General features: G+C 58.5%; 12 protein-coding genes and 1 tRNA gene. 12 read left to right on the plus strand and 1 reads right to left on the minus strand.

Translation table 11 applies throughout. The annotated features are described in order from the left end of the window. Positions 1 to 370 precede the first annotated feature (370 nt). The 8 genes from NITMOv2_RS07450 (at position 371) to NITMOv2_RS07485 (ending at position 13,972) form a co-directional block, all read left to right on the plus strand. Positions 371 to 1,624, plus strand: coding sequence for a TolC family protein (locus tag NITMOv2_RS07450; protein ID WP_053379265.1), 1,254 nt, complete (start codon positions 371 to 373; stop codon positions 1,622 to 1,624). Next, complete coding sequence (locus NITMOv2_RS07455; protein WP_083447849.1) at positions 1,621 to 2,841, plus strand: efflux RND transporter periplasmic adaptor subunit; 1,221 nt, start codon at positions 1,621 to 1,623, stop codon at positions 2,839 to 2,841. Before NITMOv2_RS07450 ends, NITMOv2_RS07455 begins: the two co-directional genes overlap by 4 nt. Beyond that, a complete protein-coding gene (locus NITMOv2_RS07460; protein WP_083447850.1) occupies positions 2,838 to 5,972 on the plus strand; it encodes an efflux RND transporter permease subunit in 3,135 nt (1,044 codons plus the stop codon). Before NITMOv2_RS07455 ends, NITMOv2_RS07460 begins: the two co-directional genes overlap by 4 nt. A gap of 361 nt (positions 5,973 to 6,333) precedes the next feature. Then, positions 6,334 to 6,870, plus strand: a complete 537-nt coding sequence (locus NITMOv2_RS07465) for a MerR family transcriptional regulator (protein WP_053379267.1) — start codon at positions 6,334 to 6,336, stop codon at positions 6,868 to 6,870. A 318-nt stretch (positions 6,871 to 7,188) separates the two neighbouring features. Continuing rightward, positions 7,189 to 7,548 carry a hypothetical protein gene (locus tag NITMOv2_RS07470; protein WP_053379268.1) on the plus strand — a complete coding sequence of 120 codons (360 nt, stop codon included), beginning with the start codon at positions 7,189 to 7,191 and terminating at the stop codon, positions 7,546 to 7,548. A gap of 132 nt (positions 7,549 to 7,680) precedes the next feature. Then, the gene (locus tag NITMOv2_RS07475) at positions 7,681 to 8,946 is read left to right on the plus strand and encodes a TolC family protein (RefSeq protein WP_053379269.1); all 1,266 of its coding nucleotides are present in this window, start codon (positions 7,681 to 7,683) and stop codon (positions 8,944 to 8,946) included. Positions 8,947 to 9,021: 75 nt separating this feature from the next. Further along, on the plus strand, positions 9,022 to 10,623 hold the full coding sequence (locus NITMOv2_RS07480; RefSeq protein ID WP_187299397.1) for an efflux RND transporter periplasmic adaptor subunit: 1,602 nt from the start codon (positions 9,022 to 9,024) through the stop codon (positions 10,621 to 10,623). 205 nt (positions 10,624 to 10,828) lie between these two features. Further along, positions 10,829 to 13,972: an efflux RND transporter permease subunit gene (locus NITMOv2_RS07485; RefSeq protein ID WP_053379271.1), complete on the plus strand. Its 3,144-nt coding sequence runs from the start codon at positions 10,829 to 10,831 to the stop codon at positions 13,970 to 13,972. 1,058 nt (positions 13,973 to 15,030) lie between these two features. Here NITMOv2_RS07485 and NITMOv2_RS07495 read toward each other — a convergent pair. Beyond that, positions 15,031 to 15,106, minus strand: a tRNA-Phe gene (locus tag NITMOv2_RS07495). A gap of 775 nt (positions 15,107 to 15,881) precedes the next feature. Here NITMOv2_RS07495 and NITMOv2_RS07500 point away from each other — a divergent pair. The 4 genes from NITMOv2_RS07500 (at position 15,882) to NITMOv2_RS07515 (ending at position 20,898) form a co-directional block, all read left to right on the plus strand. After that, complete coding sequence (locus tag NITMOv2_RS07500; RefSeq protein WP_053379273.1) at positions 15,882 to 17,354, plus strand: sigma-54-dependent transcriptional regulator; 1,473 nt, start codon at positions 15,882 to 15,884, stop codon at positions 17,352 to 17,354. A 511-nt stretch (positions 17,355 to 17,865) separates the two neighbouring features. Then, the gene (locus NITMOv2_RS07505) at positions 17,866 to 18,828 is read left to right on the plus strand and encodes an NADH-quinone oxidoreductase subunit B family protein (RefSeq protein ID WP_053379274.1); all 963 of its coding nucleotides are present in this window, start codon (positions 17,866 to 17,868) and stop codon (positions 18,826 to 18,828) included. A gap of 42 nt (positions 18,829 to 18,870) precedes the next feature. After that, a complete protein-coding gene (locus NITMOv2_RS07510; RefSeq protein WP_053379275.1) occupies positions 18,871 to 20,466 on the plus strand; it encodes a nickel-dependent hydrogenase large subunit in 1,596 nt (531 codons plus the stop codon). 117 nt (positions 20,467 to 20,583) lie between these two features. Further along, positions 20,584 to 20,898: a hypothetical protein gene (locus tag NITMOv2_RS07515; protein WP_053379276.1), complete on the plus strand. Its 315-nt coding sequence runs from the start codon at positions 20,584 to 20,586 to the stop codon at positions 20,896 to 20,898. The last annotated feature ends 319 nt before the right edge of the window (positions 20,899 to 21,217 follow it).

The raw sequence follows: 21,217 nt of genomic DNA on the forward strand, positions 1-21,217 counted from the left end.
GGCATACGTTTACTCATCCGGAAATCGAATATTCCCTCGTGGCTCCTTCAGCGGCTCCGACGATTGCGAAGATTCTCCACAGCCTATTCTGTCTGAGTGAAGACGTTCCCTCGCCCGCTCCCATCGTCTTCTCCGGCAGCACATCGCCTCGAGATGTCGCGCCGACCGTGCTGTTTCTCGCGACCGCTCTTCCTCTTCGGGCTCCTCCGGTTCCTCTCTCCTGACAGCTGTTCTCGTCGCAGCGTGATCACGTAAAGCGGGAAGACCGCTGCGGGCTACTGGCGGCCAACTGGGCTTGAGCCATCCTCGTGGCGCCCGAGTGAAGCCGGTCTCCGGCGACTTCCCGCTGAGGAGAAGAAGGAGGAGTCGTATGGTCTATCGATTCGTCATGGTGCTCTGGTTCGTGCTGGCCGGCGTTCTCCTCCTACGGCAGGAGATCCGTGCGGCTGACCCGAGTCCAACACCCTATGGCCTCAACACCATTATCGAACTCGCACTTGAGCGCAGCCCAATGATCACCGGGGCACAAGCCTCGATTGAACAGAGTCGTGGGCAACAGGTCGCCGCGGGTGCCTACCTTAATCCTTCTGTCAGCGGAACGGCCGGTCGTGGGGCGATCCGGGATCCGAGTACCGGCGTGAGCATCACCGAGCGCACGATCACCGTCGAGCAACCGCTGGAGTGGCTGGGCAAACGCGCGGCCCGACAACGGGCGGCCGACGCGGGAGTGGCCGGCGCCCTCGCCAGTATGGAGGAGGCCAAGGTGATGGTCATCGCTGAGGTGAAGGGGGCGTTCTTCCAGTTGCTCCTCGCGCAACAGGACGCACAGCTCGCGAGGGACAACCTCAAGACGGTCGAAGATCTCGTGCAATTGGTGACGGCGCGTGTCAGCACAAAGGAGGCGCCTAAATTCGAATTGGTCAAGGCGACCGTCGAACTGCAAAAAACACGGAAGGAATTGTCGCGAGCGGAGAACGCCCTGCTGGTCTCTCGGACCAAGCTCAATAGGGTCACCGGCAAGGCTCTCGGCGAGTCCTTTGGGATCCAAGGAGACTTTGAATCGGTGCGTCCAGGCCTGAAGCTCCCTGTCCTGATCGAGCAGGCCCTCGACCGGCATCCAGCCCTCCGTCGACAACAGAAGGCGGTGGAACAAGCCGAGTTCACGATCGAACAGGAACGCGCCTCGCGCATCCCGAATGTGGCGGTGATTGGGCAATATCATCGGGAAGCCGGCGATGAATCCATCACGGCGGGGCTGAGTGTGCCGCTCCCGTTGTGGTATCGCCGACAGGGAGAAATCGGGGCCGCGATGGGCGCGCATCGGAAAGCGCAAGCCGAACGAGCTCGGGTACAACAGGAGCTGGAGCAGACCGTCACGCAGCATTTTCAGGAGGTACGAACTGCGCAAGAACAGATGAAAGTCTTCGAGGAAGGCCTGCTCTATCAAGCCAAAGAAGCGTACGACATCGCCCAGTTCAGTTTTCGTCACGGTGTGGCGAGTTTGCTGGAAGTGATCGATGCCCAGCGGGTCTACCGTCAGACGCTCTTCGAATATGCGCAGGCACGCGCCGAACATTCCATCGCGCTGGCCCGGTTAGAGCGGGCCGTGGGAGGGATGCCATGAACGGTGGCATGATGCTGCGTTCTTCACCCGTTTCCCTCCGAATCGCCATCGTGGTGTTGGTCGCCATCGCACAGACGGCGTGTCAGGCGAAGCAGGAAGACGCGCCGAAGACGCCATCTCAGTCAACCAAAGGTTTGCAAGACTCCGGTGTCATCGAACTGCCCGAAGGCAGTCCAACCCTTGCCCAGCTTCAGACCGATCGGGTCGCGCTCCGTCCGATTCGGATGGCCCTCAAGGCCCAGGCCGGAAAGGTTTTGGCGAACGAGAATCGATTGGCGCACCTGAGTCCCCGGGTCCCCGGCCGTATCGTGGCCGTGTATGCCAACCTGGGCGATCGTGTCAAGGAAGGGGATCGGTTGCTCCTGCTCGACAGCCCGGCCTTCGGTGAAGCGCAGCTCGAATATCGTAAAGCGAGGACGACGCTCGGCGTGACGGAGAAATCGCTCGCACGGGCCAAAGCCTTGATCGATCGCGGCGCGATCGGCGCGGGGGAGTATCAACGGCGCGAGGCCGAGTATGAGAATGCGCGTGCCGATCTCCATGAGGCGGAGGAGAAATTGCATCTCCTCGGCATGACGGAGCAGGAAATCCAGCGCCTCGCAGCGAAGACCTTGCCGCATGCGGAGGTCGCGCAAGTTGCGCTCCGCGCGCCCTTTACCGGTGACGTGATCGAGCGGAATGCCACGGTTGGCGAGGTTGTTGATCCCAATAAAACCCTGTTTACGGTTGCGGACCTCTCGACCGTCTGGGTGCGTGCCGACTTCCCTGAGCAACAAGCCGGCCTGCTGAAGACCGGGCTGACGATCGAACTCCGTGTGTCGGCCTATCCGGACCAGCTGTTTCGAGGCGCCATTACCTATGTGGGGGCGGTGATCGATCCCACCACGCGCACGGTCACAGCGCGTGCGGAGGTCGCCAACCCAGATGGCCGGTTGCGGCCGGAAATGTTTGCCGAGGTCACGTTGACGACTGCCGAGCAGTCTGTCTTGAGCGTGCCGCGTGAAGCCGTGCAGCAGATGGGGAGTCGTACGGTGGTGTTCATCGTGCGGGGACCGCGGCGGTTCGAATCTCGTGTGGTGACCGCGGCCCAGGCTTCGGGTGACTATCTTCAAGTGATCGCGGGCCTTGCGGCCGAAGACGAAGTCGTGACGCAGGGCAGTTATGCCCTCAAGTCGGAGTTGCTACGCGAACAGATGCCGACGGGAGGCCCGTTATGATCGAACGGTTGATCCGCGCGGCATTGGAACAACGGCTCATTGTGCTACTGATGGTGTGCGGCCTCATCGTGAGCGGTGTGGCGGCGTTCCGCCATCTCCCCATTGATGCCTTTCCCGATGTCACGCCGGTCCAAGTTCAAGTGATCACCCGGGCGCCCGCTCTTGCTCCATCAGAAATCGAACGCCTGGTGACCTTTCCCCTCGAAATCGAGCTGACCAATCTGCCCGGCAAAACGGAGCTGCGGTCGGTGTCGCGGTTTGGCTTATCGGTCATTACGGTGGTCTTCGAAGACCGGATGGACATTTATTTCGCAAGACAACTCGTCCTGGAACGGCTGGTCCAAGCACGATCCCGTCTGCCACAAAATGCCGAGCCGGTGCTGGGACCGGTCAGTACGGGGCTGAGCGAAGTCTTTATGTACCTCGTCGAAGGCCCGCAAACCCTCATGGAGTTGAGAACGCTACAAGATTGGGTGATTCGACCGATGCTGCGTGCCGTCCCGGGATTGGCGGACGTCGATACGTTAGGTGGATTGGCCAAACAGTATGAAGTGCTGGTCGACCTCAATCGTCTGACGAGCTTGGGACTGACCTTGCGCCAAGTCCATGCGGCCGTCGCGGGCAACAATCAGAATGCCGGGGGCAGTTACATTGAGCAGGGCGGAGACAAGCTGGTCGTCTATGGCGTCGGACTGGCCCGCTCGACAGCCGACCTCGAACAGATTGTCGTGGCGGCGCACACGGGCACACCCATTTATCTCCGGGACGTCGCCCACGTGCGCCAAGGGAACGCCATCCGCTTGGGGGGCGTCACGCGCGACGGAAAGGGTGAGGTGCTCGAAGGCATTGCGGTCATGCTGCGCGGCGGCAACAGTCGAGCGATTGTCTCGGGCGTGAAAGACAAGGTGTCACTCATCAACCAGGTCTTGCCTGCCGGCGTGACCATCAAGCCCTTTTACGATCGCATCGAATTAGTGGCGCGCGCCCTGGATACCGTCGAGCGAGCCTTGCTCGAGGGGGCCGTGGTTGTGATGCTTGTCCTGTACCTGTTTCTCCGAAATCTCCGCGGCGCGCTCGTGGTGGCCCTGACCTTGCCGCTCGCCACTTTGGCGACCTTCTTGATCATGCAACAGGTCGGCCTGTCGGCCAATCTGATGTCACTGGGCGGCCTGGCCATTTCGCTGGGGATGATCGTCGATGCCGCCATCGTGCAGGTGGAGAATGTCGAGCGCCATTTGAGTGAGCAGGCGACGGGCCGGGCCTTGTCGCTCGCCGATCGTTTGCCCGTAGTCTTGCGCGCGGTACTGGAGGTGCGGCGGCCGAGCCTCTTCGGGGAATTGATCATCGCCTTGACCTTTGTTCCCCTTCTGACGCTCCACGGCATGGAAGGCAAGATGTTCATTCCACTAGCCCTGACCGTGGTCATCGCCCTCCTCAGTTCCTTACTACTCTCGATGACGGTGGTTCCGGTGCTGGCGGCGGTGCTCATGAAGCCGCGTGTGACGAAGGATGGCGGACGTCTGCTGGAGGAGAGCCGACGGCTCTATCGGCACATGTTGGAAGGCGCCATGCGCAGAACTCGTCTCGTGGTCATCGCGGCGGGGGGTGTGCTCCTCGGCGGAGCGACCCTCGTCCCTTTCATAGGGCGGGAGTTCGTTCCGATCATGGACGAAGGCACGATCGTCGTGAATCTGATGCGACTGCCCAGCATCAGTCTCAGCGAATCGCTGAAGATTGCGGGAGAGGTCGAACGCCTCTTGTTGGAACTGCCGGACGTGCGCTCGGTAGTCTCGCGCACCGGCGCCAACGAACTCGGGACGGATCCGATGGGGATGGAACTCAGCGACATGTATGTCTTGCTCAAACCGGAGTCCGAATGGCAGGCGCCGTCGAAAGCCAACATCGAGGAACACATCCGTCGGCGGCTGGCGCAAGTACCCGGCCTTGCGTTCGGCTTGTCCCAGCCCATCGCTATGCGGGTAGACGAACTGGCGTCGGGGGTGCGATCACAGGTTGCCGTCAAATTGTTCGGCGACGACCTCGATACGTTGCGGACCAAGGCGGACCAGATCGTCCGAGTCTTGGGGCAGGTGCGCGGGCTGTCGGATCTCCGGGTCGAGCAAGTGTCTGGTCTGTATTATCTCAAGATCGACATCGACCGCGCCAAGATCGCGCGCCATGGGATCAATGTGGCCGAGATCACCGAAGTAATTGAAGCCGTCGGCGGTGGGATCGCTGCAGGAGACGTCTTCGAAGGACAGTGGCGCTTTCCGATCATGGTCCGATTCCCGGATGATCGGCGAGCCGATGTGGAGACGATTGCGGCGCTCTGGGTTACGGCACCGGATGGTACCCGGATTCCACTCCGGGAGTTGGCCGACATTCGAATCGTGGAAGGCCCGGCGCAGATCAGCCGCGAGCAGGCGAGCCGCCGGATTGTGATCGAGGCCAACGTGGTCGGACGCGATCTCGTCGGTGCGGTGGAAGAAGCCCAAACCGAAGTTGCGCACACGGTGCTGCTTCCGCCGGGCTATTATCTCACCTGGGGCGGCCAGTTCGAAAACCAACAACAGGCGATGGCACGCCTGGGCGTGGTCGTGCCTCTGGTCATTGGACTGATCTTTCTCTTGCTCTATGTCACGTTCGGCAACCTGCGGCAGGCGGCGCTCATTCTCCTCGCGATTCCGTTTGCGATGGTCGGCGGTCTCCTGGCGCTCTGGGTCGGCGGGCTGTATCTCTCGGTTCCGGCCTCTGTCGGCTTTATTGCCTTGTTCGGCGTGGCGGTGCTCAACGGGGTGGTGAAGATCGCCTACATCAACCAACTGAGGGAACAGGGCATGGCATTGGACGAGGCGGTGTTGACCGGTATGGTTCTCCGGTTGCGGCCGGTTCTGATGACCGCGATCGTGGCGATGATGGCGCTCATGCCGCTGCTGCTGGCGACCGGCCCGGGCTCCGAGATTCAGCGGCCGCTCGCCACAGTGGTAGTCGGCGGCTTGTTCTCGTCCACAGCGTTGACCTTGCTCGTGCTCCCTGTGCTCTATCGGTGGGTCGAGCAACGAATCGCGCGACGGTGCGCCTCGGATGCAGCCGTACTTACCCCGGCTTCTGACGGAGGGGTGGCGATATGAGGTTCAATGATCGTGACGCTTCTGCGTTGGTCTTAGTCTCCCGGGGAGATCAGCAAAGAGGAATTCGAGGAGAAGCGCGGGGATCTCCTTTAAGAATCCGAAAGGGGCAGAAGTCCAATGACTACCCTAGGAGTGCCACGCCCCCAGTAGCAGGTCAACACTGATGGAGACCCGGAAGAAGCTGGTGGATAAAGACCACGGCCCACACGTCCTGACCCCAAGCTGAACGTGTCCGATGGCAATAAGGACCCGACCACTCCTCTTTCAGGGACATGTGTGGAGCAATTTCTTGCTCGCCTTGGTAGCTCATCATAGTAATCAGCGTGACCCCTTGCACCTTCCAGTTGGAGGAAGGTTTAGTATGGCCGCTATGGATACGGAGCCGCTCACAATTCGGCAGGTGGCAACGCGCACAGGAGTCTCGTCGAAGACTCTACGTTATTGGGAGGAGGTGGGCCTTCTTCCCAAGGCCTCTCGCAATTACCACGGCTATCGCCTCTTTCATCATGATGTCATGCAACGTATCAGCTTCATTCAAAAGGCGAAGAGCCTGGACTTCACCCTGGCCGAAATCCGCGCGCTTTTTGACATTGCTAAGAAACGAGGCACGGCCTGCCCCGACGTGCTGCGCTGGACCGAACAAAAGATTCAACTCCTCGAGCACCAGATCACCTTGCTTTCAGAATTGCGAAACCGGCTGAGGGCCTATCAGAAAGAATGGAACAAGAACAAGGGGCGCTCCTGTCCACCGCTGAGCGACTCGGAAGTGTGCTGTCTGATCGAAGGTATCCCTCCCATTTTGCCCACGAAAGGAAGTGAAGCGCATGAGATATCTCTTCAGCGTCCTGCCAGGAATAGTGGTCGCGCTTCTAACCAGGGTCTGGTCGACAACGAGTAGCTTCGCGAGCTCTGGCTGTCCATCCTGCCCATTCTGTCCATGAAATGCAGATTCTGAAATGGTGGCAGTGGTCTCTTGGTGGAAGGAGGTGATTCCAGTGTGCCATTGGGTAGAGATTCTTGGCTTCTGCCCTTACGAGACGGCATCCAAAGTCCGGCAATGGGTGCAGGGACTCCTCGGATAGGGACGGACACTGGCCGGCTGGTCTCCATGAAACCAGCCGGCCATTTTACCAGGCTTTCTGCTCCAGCTTTCTGCTCCAGATTGACACCGGTCACATCAGGGCGTATCGTAACTGAAGATTTGCAGGAGTAACGTATGCGGCGCGTGTCTATCGTCATCGCAGGGGCGTTGGTTCTGCTGTTCCTGCTTTTCAGCTTCAACGCCTACGCTTGCCTGCTGCCCCTGTTTGGTGTTCCGCAAGCGGCGATGGGTGGCGGCTGCGCAGACCCACAGGACCAGCCGGTCCGTCAGTTCTGCGATACCTTCACCACGCTGGGTCTCCATGCTGCTTCAGACTTCCATCTCTCTGTTGATGTGCAGGTGGTGAGTCCGACCGAGGCCGCCCCGCTGACCTCGCTGATCAGCTTTTCTCTCCGGACACCCCAGCATCCGGGATACCCCGCACAAAGACCTCCACAGGACGCCTTGATCAGAACTACGGTCCTTCGCATCTGATCCCTTCACGTTTCTCTTTCAGAGCCTTCTTCTCATAGCTCCCTTCGCTTGGCCATCGTTGTAAGCGACCGGCTGCGCGCCCTCTCACCGGGGTTTGCGTTCGGAAGGGAAGAAACCGTGGAGGAGACCAACATGAAATGGATAGCGCAACTGTCGTGTGTGACCACCGTGACGGCGAGTGTGGTCTTCGCGAGTGTAACCTTTGCCGAAGATCAGCTCGCGCTGAAAACACTGGATCTTTCGGGGGTGATTGCAGAGGCGCTGGCGCGGAATCCTGAAATCCAGGCGGCGCGCCAGCAATGGGAGGCGGCCTCGAAACGAGTGACGCAGGCGCGTTCGCTGGATGATCCGAACCTGTCAGTTCAATGGTGGAACGCCCCTGAGTCCTTCAACCTGGGCCGTGCGCAGAATACCATCATCGGCCTGGCCCAGAAATTTCCATTCCCCGGAAAACTCGCGCTGAAAGAAGAGATTGCCACCCGGTCGGCCGAGATGACCGAGCAGGCGCTCCGCGCCAGGGAACGGGACCTGACCGCGCGCGTCAAGCAGGCCTACTACGATCTGTTCTTCGCGCACAAAGCCATCCAGATTCACCATGAGCAGGTCGATCTGCTGAAGCAGTTTCTCGAAATCGCCACAGCAAAGTTCAGAACCGGAAAGGGCACTCAGGTGGATGTGCTCAAGGCTCAGGTGGAACTCTCTACCTTGTACCAGCGACTTCCCGTGCTGGAACAGCAGCGAGATACGGCTCAGGCCAAACTCAACACGCTATTGGACCGGGATCCACGGTTTCCGCTTGGGTCCCCACAGGGGCCGCATGAGGGGCGCTTCGACAAGGACCTTGAAGAGCTCTATCAGATCGCGACGACCGCAAGACCGGAGCTGAAAGCCGCTGAACTGGCCGTGCGGCGAAACGAGCAGTCTCGTGCGTTGGCTAGGCGGCAGTACTATCCGGATTTCAACGTGGCTGTGCAGCGGTTCCAGAACTTTCAGGCCAATGATGGCTTCGGCGCCGTGGTGTCCGTGAACGTGCCCTTCGCGTTCTGGACCAAGCCGAGGTACGACGCCGCCGTCCACGAGGCGGCCGCAGGGATCGCTGCGGCGCGGGCGGATCTTCACACGCTGGAAAACCTGACGCGTTTCCAGATCCGCGACCTGGTTGCCAGAGTCCGCGCCAGTTGGGAAGTGGCCGTGCTGTACCGGACTACCGTGGTGCCGCAAGCTGAACAAAGTGTGGAAGCGGCACGGGCCGGCTATCGCACTGGAAGAACGTCGTTTCTGGATTTGATTGAAGCCGACCGTGCGTTGCGGGACTTCCAATTGGCGTACTGGCGAGCGCTTGTGGACCGAGAGTCGCGTCTGGCTGAGGTGGTGCAGGTGGTCGGCACGGAATTGTAACGAGCGAGGGATGCCATGATGAAACGATCTCGGATACGACACCGAACCAGGTGGATTCTCATAGGGGCCGGCCTGATGATGGTGGCACTCGGCGCCTGGTTTGTGAGCGGAGGAACACGTCAACTGGCATCCTCAGGCGGATCGATGGCAGGTAAGCAGTCAGAGGCTGTACCGCCGAAGGACGGCATGGCTGACATGTCGATGCCGGCGGGCGGGGAAAGCAACGTCTCTCAGGCCTATGCCATGGTGCCTCCGGCCAGACAACAGTTGATCGGTGTCACGACGGCGGTGATCGAGGAGCGGCCGCTGAAGACGACGACGCGGACGGTGGGGCGGGTGGAGTACGACGAACAGCGAATCACTCATGTCAATCTGCGGATCTCGGGGTGGGTTGATGAGTTGTTTGTGGATTTCACCGGCCAGTCGGTCCGCAAAGGGCAGCCACTCTTCAATCTGTACAGTCCCGATCTGGTCGCCACGCAGGATGAATTTCTGCTCGCTCTGCGGAGCCGGGATAAGTTGAAAGATAGTCCCATTCCCGAGGTGCGCGAGCAGGCTGAGCAGCTGTTGGAGGCGACACGCGAGCGCTTGCGCTTGTGGACCTTAAGGGATGCCCAGATTGACGAAATTGCCCGGCGGGGCAAGGCGAAGACCTATCTGACGATTTACTCGCCGGTGGAGGGTTATGTCATAGACAAGCAAGTCTTCAAAGGCATGTTTGTACAGCCCGAGACCCGGTTGTACTCCATTGCCGATTTGAGTCAGGTCTGGATAAACGCTGAGGTGTACGAGTTCGAGGTGCCCTTCGTGAAGACCGGGCAGTTGGCGGCGGCGACGTTTGCCGCCTATCCCGGCCAAGCCTTTCACGGGCGCGTGTCCTACATTTATCCGTATCTCAATCAAGAAGCCCGGACCGTGAAGGTCCGCTTGGAACTGCCGAATCCTCAACTCCTCTTGAAACCTGAGATGTACGGCACCGTGCAGATCGACGTGAATCGGGGTGTTCAACTGGCGTTGCCGGAAGGGGCGTTGCTGGATTCCGGGACTCGGCAACTCGTGTTTGTGGCTCGCGGTGAAGGTCTCTTTGAGCCGCGCGAAGTTACCGTCGGTTCAAAGATAGGGGCCTACTATGAAGTGCGAGAAGGGCTTCAGCCAGGGGACCGTGTCGTCACCTCCGGCAATTTCCTGATCGATTCTGAGAGCAAACTCATGGCCGCCACGAACATGATGGGTTCTCTTGGGATGGGCGGCATCAGGATGGAGCAGGCTCAGATGGGCCAGATGGATATGGGCGAAATGCCAAGGGGAACTCCCGAGAGAAGGAAGGCGACGGCCAGCAAAAAGGCTGGAGACCTGACACTGGCACTTGTGACGGAACCTGCCTCACCGCGAATTGGCGAGAACCTCATCCGCGTCACGATTAAAGGTGAGGGAGGGAAGGCGGTAACGAGCGCCATTGTTCAGCTCACCTACACGATGCCCATGCCGGGCATGATGCCGGCGACGGTGCCGATGAAACGGGGGAAGGATGGTGCCTACGAGGCGAAGGTCAATCTCGGCATGGGGGGGCAGTGGAATCTGACCATCACTGTGCAGCGCGCGGGCCAGCCCGACGTGAATGAAACCTTCTCGGTTACAGCAGGTGGCGGGGGATTGTCAGGCATGCTGGATAAGTGAAGGGAGCTTCATTAGTGACGACGCCAGTACGATGAGGCAAAAGAGTGCGAGCGGCAAAGGCATCTACGAAAGAAGACCACGACCACAGGCGTGAGCTTGGTCAAACGTGTGGATTCTGTGCATGTTGCTTCCTCCCAACATCGGCAATGGAAACCATGGGCCTTTCCTCACGCACGTGGCCAGACGAGCTATTAATAGCTGAGCCATGATCGAACGCATCATCCAATGGAGCGCCAAGAATGGGGTGTTGGTGATGCTGGCCCTTGTGCTGGTGATGGGCTGGGGTCTTTGGGCCGTGTGCCAGACCCCGCTTGATGCGATCCCCGACCTCTCCGATGTGCAAGTCATTGTCTTCACGGAATGGCAGGGGCGCAGTCCGGATCTGGTCGAGGATCAAATCACCTATCCCATCATTACCTCGCTACTCGGCGCTCCTCACATCAAATCAGTTCGGGGGCAGTCTTTTCTCGGCCTGTCGTTCGTGTATGTCATCTTTGAAGACGGCACAGATATGTATTGGGCGCGCAGTCGTGTGCTCGAATATCTGCAGAGCGCATTGGGGAAGCTGCCGGAAGGGATCACGCCGACGATTGGACCAGACGCGACCGGTGTCGGCTGGATCTATCAGTACGCGCTCGTCGATCGGTCCGGCCGTCATGATCTTGCCGCCTTGCGCAGCTTTCAGGACTGGTATCTCCGGTACTGGCTGTGGAGTGTGCCTGGTGTCGCAGAAGTCGCATCAGTAGGCGGGTTCGTCAAGCAATATCAGGTGAACGTCGATCCGACGAAATTGCTCGGGTATCACATTTCCTTGAGCAAGGTGATTGAAGCGATTCGCCGAAGCAACAACGACGTAGGTGGGCGCGTCCTGGAAGTGAGCGAACGGGAATATATGGTGCGCGGGTTAGGCTACATTCGCACGCTCGAAGATATCCGGCAAGTCGCGATCGGGGCCGACCGGGGAGGGACGCCCATCACCGTGCAGGATGTCGCCCATGTCACCCTGGGGCCTGACATGCGCCGGGGTGTGACCGAGTTGGACGGCCAAGGGGAGGCGGTCGGGGGCATTATCGTCATGCGTTACGGAGAGAACGCCCTGGCCGTGATCGATCGCGTCAAAGAAAAGCTCGAGGAGATCAAGGGGTCCATTCCAGAAGGCATCGAGGTCGTGCCGGTCTACGATCGGTCGAGCTTGATTCTCCGGGCGATTGCGACACTGAAAGAAAAGCTGCTCGAGGTGAGCCTGGTGGTCAGTTTGGTGAGCCTGATTTTTCTTTTCCATGTCCGGTCGGCCCTCGTGGCCATTCTGACCCTGCCGGTCGCGATCCTGCTCTCGTTCCTCGCCATGTATTATCTCGGGATCACCTCCAACATCATGTCACTCGCCGGCATTGCCATCGCCATCGGTGCCATGGTGGATGCGGTCATCGTCATGATCGAGAACGCCCACAAGCGGCTGGAGCAATGGGAGCAGCAACAGGCGGAGGGGAAGCGGCAGCAGGAGTCCCGGGAGACGATTATCATCCGGGCCGCACAGGAGGTCGGCAAGCCACTGTTTTTCTCTCTGCTCATAATTACGATCTCTTTCCTCCCGGTCTTCGGTCTTGAAGCACAGGAAGGGCGGCTTTTTAAGCCCCTCGCCTGGACTAAGACGGCCTCGATGTTCTTCGCCTCGTTGGTGTCGATCACGGTGGCGCCATTGTTGATGGTGTGGTTGCTGCGAGGAAGGATCCGGTCGGAAGAAAGCAATCCCATCAATCGTGGGCTGATCCGACTGTATCGTCCGCTGGTGGCTGGGGCGGTACGGGCGCGCTGGCTGGTCATTCTTCTCGCCGTGTTGGCTGTCGCGGGCAGCATCCCGCTCTATCAGAACCTCGGATCAGAATTCATGCCGCCCCTCAATGAGGGGACCATCCTGTACATGCCGACTGCGCTGCCAGGGATCTCGATCACCGAAGCAGCCCAGGTTCTGCAACGGCAAGACCAACTCCTCAAGCAGTTTCCGGAGGTCGAGCATGTGTTCGGAAAGGTTGGCCGAGCCAGAACGCCAACCGATCCGGCGCATCTCAGCATGGCTGAAACGGTCGTCACGTTGAAACCCGAGGAAGAGTGGCGGTCTGGCATGACATGGGACGCATTGATCGCGGAGATGGACAAAACCGTGAGATTTCCCGGGATGCCGAACATCTGGTGGATGCCTATACAGACTCGGACGGAAATGCTTGCCACCGGCGTTCGAAGCAATCTGGGCATTAAGATCCTGGGCCCTGATCTCGGCGAGATCGAGCGGATCGGCGTGCAGATTGAAAGCCTCCTATCAGGGCTGTCCGGCACCCGAAGCGCGTATGCCGAGCGGGTCACTGGCGGCTACTACTTGGACTTTCGGGTAAGACGCGGCGAGGTGGGGCGCTATGGATTGACGGTGGAGGATGTCGAGGATGTCGTCGAATCAGCTATCGGTGGCAAGAACATTTCCCAAACGGTGGAGGGACGTGAGCGCTACCCGATCAACGTCCGGTATGCGAGGGAACTCCGCTCAGATGTGGAGGGATTGCAGCGGGTGCTCGTCGAGACGCCGCGCGGGGCGCAGGTCCCGCTGGTGCAATTAGCAGAGATCAAGATGGTGACTGGGCCGCCGGCGGTCAGGGATGAACAAGGGTCGCTCGCTGGGATCGTCTTCGTCGATGTGGCGGGACGCGATCTGGGCGGCTATGTCGCCGAGGCGAAGCGCCTGGTTGGGGAGCGCGTGAAGCTTAAGCCCGGCTATCGACTCGCGTGGGGAGGCCAGTTTGAATACATGGAGCGAGCAAAGGCCCGGCTGAGGATCGCGGTGCCGGTCACGATCTTCCTGATCTTCATCCTGCTGTATTTGAACTTCCGCTCTGTGATCCGGAGCCTGATCGTGCTGCTGTCCGTGCCGTTCGCAGTCGTCGGCGCGATCGTCTTGCTATATCTGCTGGGATACCATCTCAGTGTGGCGGTCTGGGTCGGTATCATTGGGCTGGCCGGCGTAGCGGCAGAGACCGGCGTGGTCATGATCATCTTCCTCGACGAAGCCTATGACCGGTGGCAGCGCGAGGGGAGACTCCGCTCGTTTGCCGATCTCCGTGGCGCGATCCTCGACGGAGCTGTGCAACGAGTCCGTCCCAAAATGATGACGGCGTCGGCGATCCTCATCGGATTGCTGCCGATCATGTGGAGCCAGGGCACCGGTGCTGATGTTATGAAACGGATTGCGGCCCCCATGGTCGGTGGGATGGCTTCGTCGACAATCCTGACCTTGCTCGTGATCCCAGCAATCTATGCCGTGTGGCGGGGCCGCGCGGTGTCACGATCGGGAGGGGTGTAGAGCCAGCAAGTAAATTATTGCCGTTCAGGAAAGGAGGAAACGATAATCTACGTAACCAAAGGTGTTCCGGAGGGTACTTAGGACGGTAATTCTGTCGGCTGTATGTGCATGATGCCGATGGGCCATAGATCCGAAGCGATCCGGCCAGCGAGATTCCGGAAAGCCGGGCAGCAATATCACGACACACTTCTCTACTATCTCTGATAGCCCAATGCCGAGGGAGAGAAGGGCAAAGGGCGGGTCGCTACCCTTTGATTTGTCGCGCCCTGGAGCATGCACAGGAAGCTTTTGATTCAAATCTTCGTGGTAGCTGCCCTCGTGAATGCTCCCTGGGAGGTGGCGCAATCCCAGTCAGACCTTTACGTTGGACGAGATGGTGGGAGCTTCCCTTGGTGGCACTGCGCGTTGATGGGGCTCGGCGACGGCGTCCTTGTTCTCGCGATATTCTTCATGGGCCGGATGGCTTGTGGCCGTTGGAATTGGTTCGAGCGCCCAGGACTTAAGGGATATGCGACCATGCTCGTGAGCGGGTTGGTGATCAGCGTTGCCATTGAATGGCTGATGGTATATGTCGCATTTCGGTGGGGCTACAGAGAGAGCATGCCATTGATCCCATGGTTGGGTGTTGGGATTACTCCCGTCGTCCAGATGCTGATTCTCCCTCCACTTGTGTTTTGGATAGTTGCTACCTGGCGGCGTTGCACTACTACTTGTGTGGCCTTATGACACAGGACTTGAGGCTAGAGACTGTGCACGTCGAGGGCGCGTTGGACAAGTTCGCCTGGTATCGGTATCGTCTCTCAGAATCCGCCGTCACATTAATCCATGCACATCGGTTGTGTCGATCCAAAATCCCGGGCCTTCGTTGATGCACCGGAACCATTTCACCGGATGGTAGCCGGGCCGCCGACAGTGGTCCTCTTGGCCGTTTACAGCCGGTCCGTCTTGGACAACCGTTTGGACAACCACTTTCTCGAAAGACCCCCAAAAGGCTCAAAAACGACCCCTCGCGCCTCGCCGCATCTGGCGCGGGACTTCGAAGGATTTTGAAGGGGTTGTGGTGCCGAGGGACAGAATCGAACTGTCGACACCAGCCTTTTCAGGGCTGTGCTCTGCCAACTGAGCTACCTCGGCACATGTTTTCAACGACTTATGCGATGTCTCACCAAATTGCGGTAGGGCTGTGCTCTATCAGGTCAGCAACTGTGTCAATAGTCGTATATCAACAGGTTATAAATTTTATTCAGGCATGAAAACGTTGAGTGCCAACAAAAGTGCCAACAACCATCTCTCACAGGAGCCGCACGATACCCGATCGTCCTGGATTTGGTCAAGGTCAGAGAGCGAGAAAGGGAACCGGACCTCTTTATTGAAAAGGGACCCAGGGCGTGGCTAACACGCAGATATTCGTGTCAAAGATGACCTGCACCATCGGCGATTCTGGAAAACCAGGGCTTCGACACCGGCTTCCATGAGCACCCCTGTCTCGCAGGCTGCCTGATCCTGCCGCCGGCGTTGCTCATGCACGCAGAGCATTTCACAAAAGAGCTGGCTCTTACTCTTCGCTTCGGCTTTGGCCAGCTTCTCGAACCTCACTGCTAACTCAGCGGGAACCGAGATAGTTACTGCTACTCATCCACGGTTCATACGCACCACCGTGTTAATAGAACTCTGAGTTCCCTCTTGAGAGGAAAGGGCTTTTCAACAGTGCTTCTGGTAGCCGGTGGCAGCATAAACCTGAGCTGGCTTTTCCGGACAGAGGCAGTGGGCAACGTAAGCACGGGAGTCCGCTGGGTCACCAGTTTGAAGGTTGGAGGCTCGCAGCTGAGTTCAAAGAAAATGGTCTTGATCCAGTCGAATCGAAACTGATAGCTTGTAAACGTGCTTATCAGAGTGTAAGGTCAGTTGCATGTCTACTCGAGACGAGGAAACCCTCCTGATCGTCGAGTCGGATCCCGACAGTCGCCGTCCCCTCGTCAATTTCCTGAAAACTGATTACAAGGTGTGCGGTGCCAAGTCCGGCAAAGAGGCGTGGGCGATCCTGGCTAAGGAAAAGATCGATCTTGTCTTGTTTGATGACGGTGTTCCTGATATCAGGGGGGTGGAATTTTTCCATGACGCGCGCGTGCGCTACCCTGATGTGATCCGTATCTTAGTTACGGAATCGCGCGACCTTCCGGATATCGTGAAGATCATCAAGGAAGCGGCGGTCTATCAGGTCATTCCGAAGCCCTGCCCGCCCTGGCATCTCCGGTTACTGATCGATCGGGCACTCGAAAGTAGGGAACTGGCGCGGCGCCATCGGCTGATGAGCCGCGAGTTGAAGTTTTCTGACGCAGCATTCCGAAGCCACAAGGAACACCTCACCAAGCTCATCAGGGACAGTTATGAATTCGACAAGCTGGTATTCGCCAGCGACAGTATGTTGGAAGTCTGTAACCTGGCTCGGAAAGCCGCGGCGACCGATATGCCTGTGTTGATTCAAGGAGAAACTGGAACCGGAAAGGAGCTGATGGCGAGGGCCATCCACGGTTTTAGCAATAGGAAGAGGTTCCCGTTCCTTGCTCAGAATTGCGGAGCACTCCCCGATGAACTGCTTCAGTCCGAGCTGTTTGGGCACAAACGAGGGGCATTTACGGGAGCCATCAGCGATCGACTCGGCCTCTTTGTGGCAGCCGACGGAGGAACCGTCTTTCTCGACGAGATTTCGGAGGTGTCGCCTTCCTTTCAGGTCAGCCTGCTACGCTTCTTGCAAGAGGGCGAGGTCAAACCCCTTGGATCTGAAAAAACACGCAAGGCAAACGTCAGAATCCTGGCTGCCTCCAACCGGCCGATTAAAGAACTGGTCGAGGCGGGAACCTTCAGGAAGGATTTGTATTATCGTCTGCGCGGGTTCGAGTTGATCATTCCGCCGTTGCGCGAGCGAGTCGAAGATATTCCGGTGCTGGCCGAATACTTTTCGAGAAAATTTTCGGAGCTCATGAACCGCCGGGTTGCCGGGATCACGGTCCAGGTCATGCGCCATCTGCAGGCCTATCCCTTTCCGGGCAATGTGCGCGAGTTGGAAACCGAAATTCAACGAATGGTCTCACTCGCCGGGAATGGAGAATTCTTGTCGACAGAACATTTGTCTGAAGACTTGGCCAAGGTGGTTCCTCCTGACGCACGGTTGAAAGAGATGAATCTGATCAACGGTGCCGGGACCTTGAAACAGAAGGTGGAGCGGCTGGAGGCTCAGGTGGTGACTCAGGCGCTGCTGCGCCACCGTTGGAACCAAAGCAAGGTTGCGAAGGAACTGGGACTTTCGCGCGTCGGCTTAGCCAATAAGATACGTCGGTACAAGCTGGCGGCAGCACCATCCGGAGGAATCACCCATGCCTAGTCAAGATGACCCTGAGCGAATAGAAGGGGATGAGGAGTTTGACAAATTCTGGGCTTCGCTCTGGAACCACCCTGCTGAACCCTCCGAAGCGTCTGCATCTCCCGCTCAACTCAATGAACTCGGTGTGACTTCTCTCGCGCGCCAACTGGGTCTCGCCGAGACGCAGACCAATGGTCATTGGTGTAGCCGTTGTCAGGGAATTTGGTACGGCTACACCTTGGAAGTCGAGTGTCCCGTTTGTGGGAATCGGCAGGGATGATGTCTGATCTGGAACTGCATAGTTCTTTTGCAGTCCGCCATCACTTGTAAACATAGTTAGCACGAGTTCTTCTCTCGCGGGCGCCCCGTCCTGCCTTCCCGTTTTCCCTCTAACTCATTGTCTTTTCTCTTGGAAGCACAGCCTTCGTGAGCTGCGAGCTCAATGCTGTTCGCGCTGGTCCAGTTGTTGCCCTTACACCCAAGCACGAGTCCCTCGAATTCCCACACGAGTTTTCCAGCGGAGGATCGAACCATGGCAAATCTACTCTGGCTCCAAGGCGGTGCTTGTTCCGGCAACACAATGTCGTTTCTTAACGCGGAAGAACCCAGCGCCTGTGACCTCGTGACCGACTTTGGGATCAACGTCCTCTGGCATCCTTCCCTAGGCGTAGAGCTGGGAGATAACCTCCAGAAGATCCTCAAGGATTGCGTAGCGGGAAAGATTCCACTGGATATCTTCGTGTTTGAAGGGACAGTGGTCAACGCCCCGAACGGCACCGGTGAATGGAATCGATTTGCCGGACGCCCAATGAAGCAGTGGGTCCGTGATCTCTGTAATGTCGCGACCTATGTGGTGGCGGTTGGGGATTGTGCGACCTGGGGCGGCATTCCGGCCACTGCGCCCAATCCAAGTGAGTCACAAGGGCTCCAGTTTCTCAAACGCAACCACGGAGGGTTTTTGGGGAAGGAATTCCGCTCGAAGGCCGGACTACCGGTCGTCAATATCCCGGGTTGCCCGGCACATCCGGACTGGATCACGCAAATCGTCGTCGCGGTGGCGACAGGTCGCGGGAAGGACATCGGGCTCGATGAGTTCCAGCGACCAAAGACCTTTTTCCAGAGTTTCACCCAGACCGGCTGCACGCGCAACATGCATTTCGCCTACAAGGTGTCAGCCACCGAGTTCGGTCAGCGCAAGGGTTGCCTCTATTATGATCTCGGCTGTCGGGGTCCCATGACCCACTCTCCCTGCAACCGCATTCTCTGGAATCGACAATCCTCCAAGACCCGTGCAGGCATGCCCTGCCTCGGCTGTACTGAGCCCGAGTTTCCATTCTTTGATCTTGCGCCGGGGACCGTGTTCAAGACACAGACGGTGATGGGAGTTCCTAAGGACTTGCCTCAGGGGGTCGATAAGAAGGGCTACATCGCACTAACCGGTGCGGCGAAGGCTGCGGCGCCGGCCTGGGCCGAACAAGACATTTTCGTGGTGTGAGCGTTTTCTACAGGGTCTCGTAAACGACAAAGGAGATCAACCATGGCGGTACAAACATTAGACATTTCTCCCGTTGGCCGCGTGGAGGGAGACCTGGATGTTCGGGTGGAAGTGGACAATGGCGTCGTGACGAATGCTTGGACGCAAGCGGAACTGTTTCGCGGGTTTGAGATCATCCTGCGCGACAAGGATCCGCAAGCAGGTCTGGTCGTGACTCCGCGCGCCTGCGGCATTTGCGGTGCTTCTCATCTGACCTGCGCCGCCTGGGCACTCGATACGGCCTGGCAGACCACTGTGCCGAGGAACGCCATTCTGGCTCGGAATCTCGGCCAGATCGTCGAGAGTCTCCAGAGCCAGCCACGCTATTTCTATGGCCTCTACGCGATCGACCTGACGAACAAGAAGTATCGGAACAGCCGCTTCTACGAGGAAGCCTGCAAACGCTTTGCGCCATTCACCGGGAAATCATATGAACTCGGCGTGACAATCTCTGGCAAGCCGGTGGAGATCTATGCGCTGATGGGCGGCCAGTGGCCGCACTCCAGCTACATGGTCCCGGGCGGTGTCATGTGTGCGCCCACGCTGGCCGACATCACGAGGTCGGTGTCGCTGTTGGAGTATTACAAGAACAATTGGCTCGAACCGGTTTGGCTCGGCTGTTCACTCGAACGCTATGAACAGATAAAGACATATGAAGATTTCAATGCCTGGCTGGATGAAAAGCCCTCTCACGGCAATTCGGATTTGGGATTCTATTGGCGTATGGGGCTCGATATCGGACTCCATAAATATGGAGGCGGACTAGGCAAGTACGTCTCCTGGGGGTATCTCCCGCATGAAGACAAATATCAGAAGCCGACCATCGAGGGTCGCGCTGCCGCAGTGATTATGAAAGGTGGCGTGTATGATGGTGCCACCGACATGCACAAGCCGATGAGCCATGAATTCGTACGGGAGAACACGTCGCATTCCTGGTATGAGGAAGGAGCGGCAGATGTCCATCCTTACGACCGTGTCACGAAGGCCAAAGGCAACAACGTGACCGATTTTAGCGGAACCTACTCCTGGGCCACGGCCGTCAGTCACACGGAGCTCGGTCGACTCGAAGCGGGCCCCTTCGCTCGCCAGATGGTCGCGGGAGGGAAACACGGGGAACCCTGGCAGCACTATGACGGATTCATCCTGGACATGTACAAGAAGCTGGGTGGACCGAGCCTCCATCTGCGGCAGATCGCCAGGATGCATGAGACGATCAAACTCTACCGGCAGGCGGAACGGTGCCTCCGCGAGTTCCGATTGACCGAGCCCTGGTACATCAAGCCCCAGGAAAAAGATGGCCGCGGCTGGGGCGCGACAGAGGCGATCCGCGGTGCGCTCTGCCACTGGATCGACGTGAAAGGGGGAAAGATCAAGAACTACCAAATCATCGCGCCGACGACCTGGAACGTTGGCCCGCGGGATGGCAGAGGGCGTCGCGGTCCGATCGAGGAGGCGTTGATGGGGGCACCGATCGCCGATCCGACCGATCCAGTGGAAGTGGGCCATGTCGCCCGTTCGTTCGACTCCTGCTTGGTCTGCACGGTCCACGCGCACGACGCCAAAACAGGGAAGGAGTTGGCACGCTTCAAAATCGGGTAGCGCATCCGATGTGGTCTTAGCAACGGTCAGGTGTGCGACGCCTTCTGGCACGGGCTCCCACGTGGTAATCTGAACGAGGGGCGCAACAAGGCCCCTTGCAGGTGAGGGGATCGTCGGATGCGCCCCGATGAAGAAGAAAAACTGCGCGAAAAAATTGCGCAGCTATTGGCAAGCGGATTGAAGACGCAGACGGAGCCGTTCCCGGAGACGCACGTTGAGTTCGCGCTGATTCTGGACGAACTCCGAAAGCTCCCTCCCGACGATTTGAAGGGGAAACTGGTCATTGCTGGCTTCACCGGCAAGCCCTATGGGCCGGACCAGATGCGGTGTCTGGAATGTATGTATTACTTGGTCCATCGGAAGTGGTGTGATCTGCCTGAACTGGCCGTTCCGGTGGAGCCGGACTGGTGGTGTCGGCTCTGGCGAATCTGATGTCTCCGTCTATGCTTGGTGATTTGCATGCAGGATGCGGACGACATCCTCCGAGACAGGCTTCAGCAATTGTTGAAAGACGGGCTGAAGACCGAGGTAGAGCCCAGAGCCTACACCAGTGAGATGGTCACTCAGCTCGTCAGTCGACTCCAGGCCATCCCTCCGGATCACTATGCTGACAAGCTGACTGCGGCCGGGGTTACACTCACCCCATACGCTCCTCCCGAGGATGACGATGACCTGAAACAATCCTGTGAAACGTGCATGTACTTTGTCATCCACCGTCAATACTGCGACTTGCCTGAACTCCACATACCCG

The organism is Nitrospira moscoviensis (genome assembly GCF_001273775.1).
GTDB classification, from domain to species: Bacteria; Nitrospirota; Nitrospiria; order Nitrospirales; family Nitrospiraceae; genus Nitrospira_D; species Nitrospira_D moscoviensis.